The following is a 13,546-nucleotide window of genomic DNA, read 5'->3' as shown; positions in this document are numbered from 1 at the left end:
TCTGTGGACCTTTCGCTCGCCCTCGTCATCGGCGTGGTCGTCATCGCACTGGCCTTTGACTACACCAACGGGTTCCACGACGCGGCGAACGCCATCGCGACCTCGGTCTCGACTCGCGCGCTCACTCCCAGGGCCGCGTTGTTCATGGCCGCCGCGATGAACTTCATCGGTGCCCACCTGGGCACCCAGGTCGCCGCGACCGTCGGCAAGGGCATCATCGACGCGCCGGACGGCTCGCATGGCCTGGTCATCGTGGCTTCGGCGCTCATCGGCGCCATCTGCTGGAACCTGATCACCTGGTACTTCGGCCTGCCCTCCTCCTCCAGCCACGCCCTCATCGGCGGCCTGGTCGGCGCGGCCCTCGCGTCGGCCAGCGCCGTCCACTGGGACGGCGTGCTGGAAAAGGTGGTGGTCCCGATGGTGCTCTCGCCGCTGCTCGGGTTCACGCTGGCCGGCGCGATCATGATCGCAATATATTGGATCTTCCGCAACAGCCAGCCCGGCAAGACCAACCGCGGCTTCCGCTACGCGCAGACCGTCTCGGCCGCGGCGATGGCGCTCGGCCACGGCCTGCAGGACGCGCAGAAGACGATGGGCGTCATCTTCCTGTCCCTCGTCGTCGGCGGCTACATCAGCCCGGGGTCGGAGATCCCGCAGTGGGTCATCCTCGCGTCGGCGGGGGCGATCTCGCTCGGCACGTACTCCGGCGGCTGGCGCATCATGCGTACGCTGGGCCGCCGGATCATCGCGCTCGACCCGCCACAGGGCTTCGCCGCCGAGTCCGCGGCGGCAGTGGTTCTGTACACGGCGGCGATCGGGTTCGGGGCGCCCATCTCCACCACGCACACGATCACCTCGGCGATCATGGGCGTCGGCGCCACCAAGCGGCTCTCGGCCGTGCGCTGGGGCGTCGCGGGCAACATCGTGACCGGCTGGATCCTTACGATTCCGGCTGCGGCTCTGGTGGCAGCGGTGTCCTACTTTGCCCTGCACTGGGTGGTGGAATAACGGCGTACATCACGTCGACGTCCCAGCGGTCGAAGCCCAGGGACTCGTACAGGCGGATCGCCGCCGTGTTGGCCTCGTCCACGTAGAGCATCGCCTGGGCGAGGCCACGCGCGCGTAGATGGTCCAGACCCGCCAGCGTGAGCGCCTTGCCCAGCCCGGTGCCCTGCTGGGAGGGGTCGACGCCGACGACGTACACCTCGCCGATCGGTTCGTGGCCGTGCTCGGACGAGCCGTGGATCTTGGTCCAGTGGAAGCCGGCCAGCCGCTCATCACGGAAGGCCAGGAAGAAGCCCTCCGGGTCGAACCAGGGCTCCTGCTCGCGCTGGCGCAGGTCGCTCGCGGTCCAGGCGCCCTGTTCGGGGTGGTGGGCGAAGGCCGCGGCGTTGACCTTGAGCCACGCCTCCTCGTCCTGACCTGGTACGAAGGTGCGCAGCCGTACCCCCTCAGGCATCTCGAAAGCGGGTAGCGGCGTGGACAGGGACCGGCGCATCTGCCAGAGCGAGCGCACGCGCTCGAACCCCGCCGACGCCGCCAGGACGCCCGCGCCCTCATGATCGCCGTGCGCCCACAGGCGCAGGCTGCCACCCGATACCTCGAGTACGGCCCGCAGCAGCCGCGTACCGTGCCCCTTCCGGCGGCGGGCGGGGTGGATGGCCAGTTCGCCGCTGGGACCCTCGACCTCATCGGTGGGATCTATGTGGGCATAGCCCACCAAGGCCTCATCGTCGTCGTACAAGAGCAGGGAACGGGCCTGCGGATCACCGCCATAGCGCAGGTGGAGCATGACATGCTCGTTGAGCGGGCGGACGCCGTCGGCCTCCGTCGCCGCGTCCACCACGCCGAGCACCTGAGTGATTTCGCGGTCATCAAGTCGTTGTCTGATCTCCACGTGCGCTGTCACAGTCCGAACTCTAGGGGTACTGCTGGCAAATAACGCCATGTGGCGGGCCGATGAATCGTTACCTTTGCGACATTGGCTGCATAGGTTCCGGCCGTAACGTCTTAGGCCATGACCCCACGTTCCCTCCTCCGGCTTGTGCTGGCCGGAGCCGTCGCCGCGGGCGGGTTCGCCGCGGCGACCGCCCCCGCGAACGCGAGCAAGGCACCCAAGACCGTTCCGGTACGGCTGCTCGCGCTCAACGACTTCCACGGCAACCTCGAACCCCCGACCGGATCCTCCGGCCGGATGGTCGACGAGAACGGCGCCACCGTCGAGGCGGGCGGCGCCGCGTACGTCGCCACGCACATGAAGGCCCTCAGCGACAAGAACACGATCGCGGTGGCCCAGGGCGACCTGATCGGCGCGAGCCCGCTGATCTCGGCGGCCTATCACGACGAGCCGTCCGTCGAGTTCATGGGCAAGATCGGGCTCAAGGTGGCCGCGGTCGGCAACCACGAGTTCGACGAGGGATACACGGAGCTGCGCCGGATCATGAAGGGCGGCTGCCACCCGGTGGACGGGTGCTCGCCCGCCGGCACGTGGAAGGGCGCCCAGTACGACTACGTCGGCGCCAACGTGCTGTTCAAGAACCCGAACGAGAAGACCGACGCGCTCGCGGCGCTGGGCGCGCCGCAGAGCCAGGTCAAGAAGCTGATGAGCGACTGGGGCGTGCCCGCCCTGCCGCCGGTCAGCGTCAAGTGGATGAACGGCGTGCCGATCGGCTTCATCGGCCTGGTCACCCAGACCACCCCGAACATCGTCACCGCCGAGGGCATCAAGAACCTCAAGTTCGTGGATGAGGTCAAGGCCGCGAACCTGGCGTCCAAGCTGCTCAAGCTGGTGGGTGTCAAGGCCCAGGTCGTACTCGTGCACGAGGGTGACCAGGTGACCGCGGGCCAGTCGCCGGACGCCTGCAGCGCCGTCCCGGGCGCGGGCAACCGCATCGCCACGCAGGTCGACCCCGAGATCGACGTGATCCTCAGCGGCCACTCGCACCAGGCGTACCTGTGCAAGGTCAAGGACCCCGCCGGTCAGGACCGCCTGTACTCGCAGGGTGGCTCGTTCGGCCGCGTCATCACGAAGGTCGATCTCAACGTGAACGTCAAGACGCGGGACATCGACCGCGCCTCGGTGGTGGCGGACAACCAGGTCGTGACTCGTACGGTCACCCCGGATCCCGAAATTTCCGCCTTCGTGCAGACCTGGAAGGACCGGGTCGCCCCGGTCGCCAATAAGCCCGTCGGCCGGATCACCGCGGACATCACCAACACCGCGGCCCCCAGCGGCGAGTCCCCGCTCGGCGACCTCATCGCCGACGGCCAGCTGGCCGCCACCAAGACGGGCGGCAACGCGCAGATCGCCCTGATGAACCCGGGTGGCGTTCGGGCCTCGCTCACCTTCGCCGGCTCCGCGGCGGGCGAGGGCGACGGCGTGGTCACCTATGGCGAGGCGTTCACCGTGCAGCCGTTCAACAACCTGATGCAGGTCGTGACGCTGACCGGCGCGCAGCTCAAGACGGTCCTGGAGCAGCAGTTCACCGGCGGGCCGAACGCCCAGCCGTTCACCAAGATCCTCCAGCCGTCGGCGAACTTCACCTACACCTACAGCAGCGGCGCGGCGTGGGGGTCCAAGGTGTCGAACATGAAGATCGACGGTGTCGCGGTGACGGACGCGCAGACGATCCGGGTCGCGGCGAACAACTTCCTGGTCGGCGGCGGTGACGCCTTCCTGGGCTTCAAGGACGGTACGGACCTCTGGAGCGGGCCGCTGGACATCGACGCCTTCGTCGACCAGCTGGGCCGCGACAACCCGATCGCCCCGCCCGCCACGACCCGCATCACCGTAACCCCCTAGCGAACCTAGCGAACTAGCGAAGGGCCCGCTTCTAACGCAGAAGCGGGCCCCTCTTTATGTGAAGGGCCTGCTTCGGAAACGAGAAGCGGGCCCTTCCTCCTTCTTCGCCTGACGCTCTCTTCCGCCTGACGGTCTTCTTCGCCCGACGCTCTTCTTCGCCCGACGGTCAGCCGGCGATCGGCTCCACCTTGCGGATCAGCAGGCCGAAGCAGAGTGCGCCGAGCACCGCCACCACACCGGTCACCAGTAGCGGGACCACGAACGAGCCCGTGGCCTGGGCGAGGGCGCCGATGACGATCGGGCTGAGCGCGCTGGCGATGTTGGCCGCGAAGTTCTGCAGCCCGCCAAGCGTGGCCACCTGGTGCGCGGGCGCGACGTCGGCGGGCAGGCACCAGAGCGACACGATGGCGAACGCGATCGCGGCGTAGCTGATGCTCAGCAGGGCCAGTGCCAGCGCGGCGCTCTCCACCAGGACGGCGGCCGCGACAGTGGAGCTCAGCAGCATGCCCGCCACCAGGCAGGTCTTCCTGGTCCTGGTGAGGCTCCAGCCGCGCTTGAGCAGCCAGTCACCGGCGATCCCGCCCGCCCAGCCGCCCGCCACGGCCGTCAGGCCGGGGATCATGCCGAAGAAGCCCAGCTTGAGCAGGTCGAAGCCGCGATCCTGGACGAGGTAGCTCGGGAACCAGGTGAGGAAGAAGGTGACCACGAAGTTCAGGCAGGAGAAGCCGCCGATCATGCCCCAGACCACGCGGTGCCGCAGCAACCACGCCACGCTCCCACGCCGCTCCGGCGCGGCGGAGGCACCGGCCGAAGCACGGGCCGTGGCACCGACGGACTCGCCGGTCGGGGCGCCACCGGAGGCACCGGGCGAGGTAGCGGACGAGCTCTCGACAGACGTGCCGGTCGAGGCAACGGCGGACGTGCCGGTGATGTGGGCGCGTTCGGCGGCGTTAGGCCTGGGGTGGGACTTCGGTGAGCGGTAGTACGACCACCACCCGATCGTCCACAGCACCCCCAGAGCGGCCATCACCACGAACGCCGCATGCCACCCGAACCCCGCGATGATCGCCGTGATGATCGGCACCGCCAGCGCGGACCCGATGCGGGCGCCACTGTCATAGAAGGCGGTCGCCCTCCCCCGCTCACTGGGCGGGAACCACAGCGACACCGCCTTGGCGCTGGCCGGATAGGCGCCGCTCTCGCCGATGCCGAGGCCGAGCCTGAAGCCCAGCAGCACGCCGAAGCTGCTGGCCAGCGCGGTGAGCCCGGTGAACACCGACCACCACAGCACGCACGCCCCGTACATGATCCGGGCGCCGAACCGGTCGATGAGCCAGCCCGCGGGCAGCTGCATCACCGCGTACGTCCAGGAGAACGCGCTGAGGATCAGCCCCTGCTCGGTCGGGGTGAGACTCAGGTCCTGCGTCATGAAGGGCAGGGCGACGGAGAGCGCGGCCCGGTCGACGTAGTTGATGGCGAGTCCGCCGAAGCAGAAGGCCGCCACCACCCACCGCACACGGGTCGCCCGGCCCCTGTCGGGAGCCGGTGATCGTGGCGCTGCGGCGGTCTCGTGCTTCACCATGCTGACCTCCTCGCGAGATTACGGCACGGCACCAATTTGATCGTTTCGCTCAGAGCCTGCCGTGCTGTGGTGTGGTTAACAGGATGCTCGTTACACGCAACCTCGCTGTCAAGACCTGGAAACAAACGCGCAATCAGGGCGTCGTTCCGAGTTAAACGCTCATATCGATGAGCGGTTCGCGCAGAGACTTGACAATCAAATCTGCTCGATACAATCATCAAAATGACCGATTCAATCATCTAGAAGGTGGTGCACGGTGAGCCGTTTGCCCAGCAGGGCGCGCCGCGAGCGCATCATGGAGCTCCTCGCCGCCCACACGGACGGCACCGTAGAGGTGGAACGGCTGAGCGAGACGCTCGACGTCTCCCTCGCCACGGTCCGCCGCGACCTCGCCCAGCTGCGCGAGGAAGGCCGCATCACCAGGACGTACGGCGGGGCGGTGCTCGGCGGCGGCACCACCGAGATCTCCGTACGCCAGCGCCGCATGAAGCACGTACGGCAGAAGGACGCGATCGCCCGCCAGGCCGCCGAGTACGTCGAGGACGACCAGGTGGTCCTGCTCGACGCCGGCACGACCACCGAGCGGCTGGCCCGCTACCTGCTGGGCAAGTCCGGGCTCACCGTCTTCACCAACGGCCTCGGGGCGGTCAACACGCTGGTGGAGGAGGAGGGCGTCGACGTCGTGGTGATGGGCGGGCGGCTGCGCCGCATCAACCAGACCATGACGGGTCCGGGGGCCGAGGAGATGGTCAGGGGGCTGTACGCGGACATCGCCTTCCTGGGCGCCGACGCCGTGCATCCCACCCGGGGCATCGCCTCGCGCACCTTCGAGCAGAGCTCGCTGAAGACGCTGATGAGCCAGCACACGCGCCGGCTGGTCGTGGTGGCCGACTCCGCCAAGCTCCTGGACGACGCCAGCTCCTACTGGTCGCCGATCGATCGCCCCTGGACGCTCCTCACCGACGACGGGGCCGACCCCGAGGCGCTGGCCGCCCTGCGCGCGGCGAGCGGCGGCGACCTGCGGATCGTGGTCTGCCCGACGACGGACCTCCCACCGACCGACAGGCAATGACCGCTGATCTACAGACAGCGACGACCGACCCCCACCGAGCGAGAGGCCATGATGAAACAGGCAGTGTTGCGCGCCCCCGAGCGCCTGGACGTGTCCCAGGTCGAGCGGCCCGCGCTGGAGCCGGGCGACGTCCTGGTCCGCGTGGAGAGCTCCCTCGTGTGCGGCACCGACATCCGCATCTACCAGGGCACCAAGAAGCGGAACGTCACGTATCCCACCGTGATGGGTCACGAGTTCGCCGGGACGATCGCCGAGGTGGCCGGTGCCCTGCCGGCCGGGCTGTCCATCGGGGACCAGGTGGCGGTCTATCCACTGGTGCCGTGCGGCGCCTGCGTGGCGTGCGCCAAGGACCGCGGCAACATCTGCCGCAACCGGGTCGCCTTCGGCTACCAACTGCCCGGCGGTTTCTCCCAGTACGTCCGGGTGCCCGCGCAGGCGGTCGAGGCGGGCAATCTGGTGCCCGTGCCCGGCGTGTCCGCCGCGGAGGCCGCCATCGTGGAGCCCCTGGCCTGCGCCTACAACGGCCAGCTGCTGGCCGGCGCGCCGGGCGCGGAGACCATGCTGGTCAGCGGGTGCGGGCCGCTGGGGCTCATGCACGTACGGCTGGCCAGGGAGCTGGGCGTCCCACGGATCGTGGCGGTCGATCCGATCCCTGAGCGGCGCGAAGCCGCGCTGGCGTCCGGCGCCGAGCTCGCCCTGTCCCCCGGCGAGGGCACCGCGGCCGACGTGCTGGAGTGGACCGGCGGGGCGGGCGTCGACGTGCTCATCGCCGCCGTGGGACGGCTCGACGCCGTGCATCCCTACCTGGCCTGCCTGGCACCCGGTGCCAGGGTCAGCATGTTCGCGGGGTTCGGTGGCGAGGGCAGCGTGCTGGAGATCCCGGCCAACGACATCCACTACAACGAGTGGTCCGTCGTGGGCGCCTCCTCGTGCCGGCTCGACGGCTTCACGAAGATCGCCGAAATGATCTCCGCGGGCGAGCTCAGGGTGGACGACCTGGTCGGCACCCAGTTCCCGATAGACGACATGGCCAAGGCCATCGACCTGGCCGCTTCAGGCCGCGACCTCCGCGTCGGCATATCTCCTTGGAAGGACTGACATGACGGCTTACGCCACACTCGATATCAACCCGACGGGCACGACCAGCGCTCTGGGCCGGACGATCCGGCTGCGCCGGCTGTTCGGCGCCACGGGCCGGACGGTCACCGTGGCCCTCGACCAGGCGGTGCCGCGCGGTGTCGCCCCTCGCCTGGCGGGGATCGCACCCACGTACGACGGCATCGCGGCGGCGGGTCCCGACGCCGTGACGATGTTCAAGGGCATCGCCGGACACGTGATCGCCCACAATCCCACGCGCGTCCCGTGGATCCTGAAGGCGTCGACGTTCTCCGTGGACTTCCACGCCCACTACGACGCGGTCGTGGCCAGCGTGTCCGACGCGATCCGCCTGGGCGCCGAGGCGGTCGCCGTGGGCATCAGCGCCGGGTCCTCCAACCAGGCGCGCGACCTCGAACTGCTGTCGGGCGTCGTGGAGAGCGCCGGCGCGGTCGGACTGCCCGTGGTCTGCCACGCCTACCCCAGCGGGGAGCTGTGGGAGGACAGGAAGGGCAGCGTCGAGGCGATCCTGTACGCCGCCAGGGCCGCCGCCGAGCTGGGCGTCGACGTGGTCAAGACCTGGTACTCCGGCTCGACGGAGTCCTTCCGCGAGATCGTCGAGGGCACGCCCGCGATCGTCGTGGCCGCCGGTGGCGCCAAGGCCGACAGCCCGTTGCAGGTGCTCCGGCAGGCGGCCTCGGTGATCGAGGCGGGCGGGCGCGGTGTCACCTTCGGCCGGAACGTGTGGGGCGCGGAGGATCCCGGCAAGATGGTGCGAGCCCTCCGCGCGGTCGTCCATGAGGACGTCGAGCCGGAGAAGGCCGCGGAGCTGCTGAAGTAGGGACCACATGGCCACCTATCTGGGGATCGACCTCGGCACGTCGGCGACCAAGACCGTCCTGGTCGACGGCGCCGGCCGGGTGCTCGCCCGCGGCCGCGCCGACCACCGTCCCGCTCACCGGCAGGCGCGGGGCCGGGTGGACACGGCGGAATGGGCGCGCAGCGTGCGGCTGGCCTGCCACGATCTCGGCGACGCCACCCGCGCCGACGCCGTGGGCCTGGCCGTGCACTGCCCGGTCGCGATCCCCCTCGACGACGCCGGCGAGGCCGTCGCGCCCGGCCTGTGCTGGGATCATCCCGCGCTCCCCGACCTCGTGGAGGCGTACGCCAAGGCACGCGGCGACGAGGCGGCCACCCTGGTGGGCAATGCCGCCTTTCCGGCCACCGCTATGGGGCTGGCCTGGCGGTTCTTCGCCGAGCACGAGCCGGAGACCTTGGCGCGTACGCGCACGATGGGGTTCGTCGGCACCTGGCTGGGGCACCGGCTGACCGGCCGCGACGCGATCGACCCCACGCAGGCCTCCTACAGCGGCCTGTTCGCCTGCACCGACGGCTGTGACTGGATCGACGACCTCGCCGCCCTGGTGGGGGTGCCCAGGCACGTCCTGCCGCCGGTGGTCCCGTCGCTGTCGCCCCTCGGCACCCTCCTGCCCGAGGCCGCCGCCGAGCTGGGGCTGCGCCCTGGCATCCCGGTCGTCACCGGGGCGGCCGACACGGCGGCCGCCGCCTGCCTGCTCGACATCCACGGGTCTCGCGCGCCGCTGTACACGGTGGGCACGACGCATGTGGTCACGCGGAGCTCCGCCGTACCTGATCGGGCGCCGCGGGTGTTGCAGCGCGCGGACGTACGGCCGGGCAGATGGCTGTGGCATTCCGCGACGAACGGCGGCGTGGCTCTGTCGGTCGCGGCGCGGCTGCTCGGCTACGGCGACGCGGTGGAGGAGCTGATCGCCAGAGCCGGAGCGGCCACGATCGCGCAGGCCGAGGCGGCGCCCGTGTTCATCCCGCATGTGACGCCCGAGCGCGGCCCGCTGTGGCTGGAACGGCCGCGCACCGCCCTGCTCGGCTACCTGCCCGATACCGACGCCTGGTCGGCGGCGTGGGGCGCGGTCGAGGGGGTGGCCTTCGCGGTCCGCCTGATGCTGGGCGACTCCGATCATGTCGTTATGGTGGGCTCGCTGGATTACGCCGGGATCGTGGCGGACCTGTTCGGACGGCCGGTCCATCTCGTGGAGGAGACGTACCTGCCCGCGATGGGAGCCGCGGCGATGGCCGCCGAGGGGACGGACGGGGTCATACTCCCCGCGCCGCCGTATCGGCGCATCGACCCGCGTCCCGAGTGGGCGCACGTCGTCGCCGCGCGGTGGGAGTCGTACGGCGAGACCTGGGGCAGGATCGTGGGCCGCCCCGCCCCCACGGCACCCCCGATGAGCGAGGAGAGTCGATGATCTACGTGACCCGCACCTTGACCGACGCCGCCATGGCGCTCGTGCGCTCGCTCGGCCGTCCCGTGGTGTGCGGCGAGGAGGACCCACCCGACCGCGCCACGCTGCTGCGCCTGGCCGCGGGCGCGGAAGGGGTCGTGTGTACGCTCACCGAGCGCATCGACGCCGAGTTCCTCGACGCGGCGGGCCCGTCGCTGCGGGTCGTCGCCAACACCGCGGTCGGCTACGACAACATCGACGTGGCCGCGGCCACCGAGCGCGGGATCCAGGTCACCAACACCCCCGGGGTGCTCGACGGCGCCACCGCCGATTTGACGATGGCGCTGATCCTGGCCGCCGCGCGCCGCGTGCTGGACGGCGACCGGCTGCTGCGGGAGCGTACCCCGTGGGTCTGGGGGCCGCGCATGCTGCTCGGGCTCGATCTCAGCGCCGGGGCGTCGCTCGGCGTGGTCGGCTACGGCCGCATCGGGCGGGCCGTGGCGCGGCGCGCCCGCGCGTTCGACATGGAGATCCTGGCCACGCCCACCTCCTCGCCGCTGGCGGAGGAGGATGAGCGGGGCGTCGAGTTCGTCGAGCTGCCCGAGCTGCTGGAGCGCGCCGATGTGGTCAGCCTGCACTGCCCGCTCACCCCGGCCACCCGCCACCTCATCGACGCCGACGCCCTGGGCCGCATGAAGCGCACCGCGATCCTGGTCAACACCGCTCGTGGCGGCATCGTCGACGAGGACGCGCTGGTGAAGGCGCTGCGGGCGGGGACGATCGCGGGGGCGGCCCTCGACGTGTTCGAGGGCGAGCCGGCGGTGAACCCGGCGCTGGTCGAGCTCGGCAACACCGTGCTGACCCCGCACATCGGCAGCGCGGGCACGGCGACCCGCGAGCGGATGTGTCACCTGTCGGTGTCGAACGTCGCGGCCGTGCTGGACGGGCGCGAACCGCTCACACCGGTGAATCTCCATCCAGGTACAGCGGCAGACGGGTGACGAACTGGGCGCCTGGATAGTGGTCGGTGATCGTCAGGGTCCCCCGGTGCGCCTGAGCGATCTCCCTCGACAGGGCCAGGCCGAGTCCGCTGCCCTCCTTGTCCCTGGCCCGGGCCTCGGCCAGGCGGGTGAAGCGCTCGAAGACGTGCTCGCGCTCGTCGGCCGCGATGCCCGCCCCGTCGTCGGTGACCGTGATGTCGACGGTCTTGTCTCGATGGTTGACCGCCACCTGGAGGTCGATCCTGTTGGTGGCGTGCCGGGTGGCATTGTCGAGCAGGTTGGTCAGCAGCCGGTCCAGCTGGATGCGCGAGCCCATGACAGGGGCCGTGCCCATCACGTGGGTGACGACGCTGATGTCGCCTCCCGCACGGCGCCGCCCCTGCTCCTCCGCCAGCTGGCAGGCGTCGACGACGTGCCAGTCGATGACGGCGCCCGCGTCGAGCCGGGCCAGCATCAGGAGCTCCTCGATGATGTCCGTCAGACGGTCGGCTGACTTCAGGGCCCGGGCGCCCGTCGACGCCCAGTCCGTGTCGTCCGGGTAGGCGCTGGCCACCTCCAGCTGGGTGCGCAGCGCGGTGATGGGGCTGCGGAGCTCGTGCGAGGCGTCGGCCACGAAGCGGCGTTGCGTCTCGGCGGAGCGTTCCAGCCGGTCGAGGGTGTCGTTGGTGGTCACGGCGAGGTTGGAGATCTCGTCCCCGGCGCCGGGCACGGGGACCCGGCGGCTCAGGTCGTGCCCGGTGATCTCGGCCAGCTCGGCCCGGATGCGCTCGACCGGGCGCAGGGTGTGGCCGACCACGGCCCAGGTGATGCCCGCGACGCCGAGCAGCATCAGCGGGGTGCCGAGGAAGATCAGGGCATAGAGCCACGCCAGTGCCCGGTTGACGTCGCTCAGTGAGGACGCGCCGTACACGGTGATCAGGCCGTACGGCGTCCGCGACTGCATGGCCATGACCAGGTACTTGGCGCCGTGCTCCACGCTCTCGCTGTCGCTGGTGAGCTCGATCTCGGTGGCGTAGATCGTCTCCGGCTGGGGCAGCCGCAGGTTCGCGACGGGGGGCTGGCCCCTCAGGTTGTGGCTGGAGGCGAGGACGGTGCCCTCGGACGAGACGACCTGCAGGAGGGGTACGCGGGCCGGCGTCGGGAGCACACTGCGCAGCTCCTTTGTGCGGGCGTCGTTTGCCACTCGTCGTACGGCCAGCTCCACCCGGTTCTGCACGGCGCCGCGGAGGCTGCTCGGCAACGTGCTCAGGGTGAGGCCGACCGTGGCGGCGAAGACCACGGCCGCGACCAGCGTCGCGATCATGGTCAGGCGAGCCCGGATCGAGCAGGGGAAGATCCTTTTCACCATTCCATGGTCCCTAGCATCACTATCTGTGACACTTCCCTATTATGCCGCGAGGAACAGCATTGATACTGACCTGCTGATATATCTACCTTTACAGCGCTAAATCGTCGCGGAGAGTAAGGGGCTCCACTGTCGGCGATTCCGCGGTCGGTGGTTTCGCTGTCGGCGATTCTGCGGTCGGTGGTTTCGCTGCTGGCGATTCCGCTGTCGGCGTGCACCGCTACCGGGCGGTGGCCGGGATCGGCAGGGTGGTGGCATGAGGCTTCTGGTGCTGGGCGGGACGGAGTTCGTGGGGCGGGCCTTCGTCGAGGAGGCTGTCGCGTCCGGCTGGGACGTGACCGTGTTCAACCGGGGCACGCATGCCCCGCCACCCACGGTGACGGGGCTGCGGGGCGACCGGGCGAAGCCGGGTGGGCTGGCGGCACTCGACCGTGGTGAGTGGGACGTCGTGGTCGACACCTGGTCGTGGGCGCCGTCCGCCGTACGCGACGCGGCGACGCTGCTGGCCGAGCGGGCGGGACACTACGTCTACGTGTCCAGCCGGTCCGTCTACACCTACCCGACTGCGGCCGGTGCCGGAGAGGACGCTCCGGTGGTGGCGGCCTCGGCCGATGACGGCGATGACGTGGGTTACGCGCGGTTCAAGGCCGGTGGGGAGCTGGCGGCGGTGGCGGCCTTCGGGGAGCGGGCGCTGCTGGCGCGGGCGGGGTTGGTCCTGGGACCGTACGAGAACATCGGGCGGTTGCCATGGTGGTTGAACAGGATCGCGCGTGGCGGGCCAGTGCTCGCGCCGGGGCCCGCCGAGCTGCCCCTGCAGTACGTGGACGCGCGCGACATGGCCCGGTGGTGCCTTGAGGTGGCCAAGGACGGACTGGGTGGCGCCTACAATGTGGTGAGCCCGTCGGGATTCGTCACCATGGAGGGGTTACTGCGGACCTGCGTACAGGTGACCGAGTCCGAGGCCGAGCTGCGGTGGGTGGAGCCGGAGCCGATCCTGGCTGCCGGCGTGGAGCCGTGGACCGATCTGCCGATCTGGCTGCAGGGCGACGACCACGACTCCATCCACCGAACCGACGTGTCCAAGGCGGTGGCGGCCGGGCTGCGATTCCGGCCGGTGGCCGAGACGGTGGCCGACACGTGGGCGTGGCTGCGGAGCATCGGCGGGCGGGCGCCCATGCGTCCCGACCGGCCGCCGGTCGGCCTGGACCCGAAGGTGGAGGCCGCGCTGCTGGGGCTCGACGGCTGATCTCAGCTGCTGCTGGGGCTCGACGGCTGATCCCGGCTGCTGGTGGGGCAGCCGCGGCTGCCGGTGCTCTGGGGCGGCGCGGTTACCAGGCGCGCCGTCCGGTCACCTGCTCTGGGGCGGCGCGGTTGCCGGGTGTACC

General features: G+C 70.4%; 11 protein-coding genes. 8 read left to right on the top strand and 3 right to left on the bottom strand.

All coding sequences use genetic code 11. From position 1 onward, the window contains the following. Positions 1-3: 3 nt before the first annotated feature. Positions 4-1,008, top strand: coding sequence for an inorganic phosphate transporter (locus AB0B64_RS42925; RefSeq protein WP_357959007.1), 1,005 nt, complete (start codon positions 4-6; stop codon positions 1,006-1,008). Here AB0B64_RS42925 and mshD read toward each other — a convergent pair. Then, entirely contained in the window at positions 941-1,909 is a 969-nt protein-coding gene (mshD, locus tag AB0B64_RS42920; RefSeq protein ID WP_358185499.1) for a mycothiol synthase, read from the bottom strand. The genes AB0B64_RS42925 and mshD overlap by 68 nt on opposite strands. Before the next feature lie 108 nt (positions 1,910-2,017). On the opposite strand from mshD, the gene AB0B64_RS42915 reads away from it, so the two are divergent. After that, on the top strand, positions 2,018-3,802 hold the full coding sequence (locus tag AB0B64_RS42915; protein WP_358185496.1) for a bifunctional metallophosphatase/5'-nucleotidase: 1,785 nt from the start codon (positions 2,018-2,020) through the stop codon (positions 3,800-3,802). Between the two features lie 166 nt (positions 3,803-3,968). Here AB0B64_RS42915 and AB0B64_RS42910 read toward each other — a convergent pair whose 3' ends face one another. Further along, positions 3,969-5,384, bottom strand: coding sequence for an MFS transporter (locus AB0B64_RS42910; RefSeq protein ID WP_358185493.1), 1,416 nt, complete (start codon positions 5,382-5,384; stop codon positions 3,969-3,971). A gap of 256 nt (positions 5,385-5,640) precedes the next feature. On the opposite strand from AB0B64_RS42910, the gene AB0B64_RS42905 reads away from it, so the two are divergent. Genes AB0B64_RS42905 through AB0B64_RS42885 form a run of 5 tightly spaced genes read left to right on the top strand, consistent with a single transcriptional unit; the run spans position 5,641 to position 10,816 of the window. After that, positions 5,641-6,456 (top strand): DeoR/GlpR family DNA-binding transcription regulator, encoded by an 816-nt coding sequence (locus AB0B64_RS42905; protein ID WP_357959017.1) that lies wholly within the window; start codon positions 5,641-5,643, stop codon positions 6,454-6,456. A gap of 48 nt (positions 6,457-6,504) precedes the next feature. Then, positions 6,505-7,554 carry an alcohol dehydrogenase catalytic domain-containing protein gene (locus tag AB0B64_RS42900; protein WP_358185489.1) on the top strand — a complete coding sequence of 350 codons (1,050 nt, stop codon included), beginning with the start codon at positions 6,505-6,507 and terminating at the stop codon, positions 7,552-7,554. A 1-nt stretch (position 7,555) separates the two neighbouring features. Next, positions 7,556-8,392, top strand: a complete 837-nt coding sequence (locus AB0B64_RS42895) for a hypothetical protein (RefSeq protein WP_357959023.1) — start codon at positions 7,556-7,558, stop codon at positions 8,390-8,392. 7 nt (positions 8,393-8,399) lie between these two features. Then, on the top strand, positions 8,400-9,839 hold the full coding sequence (locus AB0B64_RS42890; protein ID WP_358185486.1) for an FGGY family carbohydrate kinase: 1,440 nt from the start codon (positions 8,400-8,402) through the stop codon (positions 9,837-9,839). Then, positions 9,836-10,816, top strand: coding sequence for a D-glycerate dehydrogenase (locus AB0B64_RS42885; RefSeq protein ID WP_357959029.1), 981 nt, complete (start codon positions 9,836-9,838; stop codon positions 10,814-10,816). Before AB0B64_RS42890 ends, AB0B64_RS42885 begins: the two co-directional genes overlap by 4 nt. On the opposite strand, the gene AB0B64_RS42880 is transcribed toward AB0B64_RS42885, so the two are convergent. Beyond that, positions 10,773-12,164: an ATP-binding protein gene (locus AB0B64_RS42880; protein ID WP_357959032.1), complete on the bottom strand. Its 1,392-nt coding sequence runs from the start codon at positions 12,162-12,164 to the stop codon at positions 10,773-10,775. The two genes, AB0B64_RS42885 and AB0B64_RS42880, sit on opposite strands and share 44 nt — an antisense overlap. 253 nt (positions 12,165-12,417) lie before the next feature. On the opposite strand from AB0B64_RS42880, the gene AB0B64_RS42875 reads away from it, so the two are divergent. Further along, positions 12,418-13,407, top strand: coding sequence for an NAD-dependent epimerase/dehydratase family protein (locus AB0B64_RS42875; protein WP_358185481.1), 990 nt, complete (start codon positions 12,418-12,420; stop codon positions 13,405-13,407). The last annotated feature ends 139 nt before the right edge of the window (positions 13,408-13,546 follow it).

Source organism: Nonomuraea sp. NPDC049129, from assembly GCF_040648495.1.
GTDB lineage: Bacteria > Actinomycetota > Actinomycetes > Streptosporangiales > Streptosporangiaceae > Nonomuraea.
This window is presented reverse-complemented; position numbering and strand designations above follow the sequence as displayed.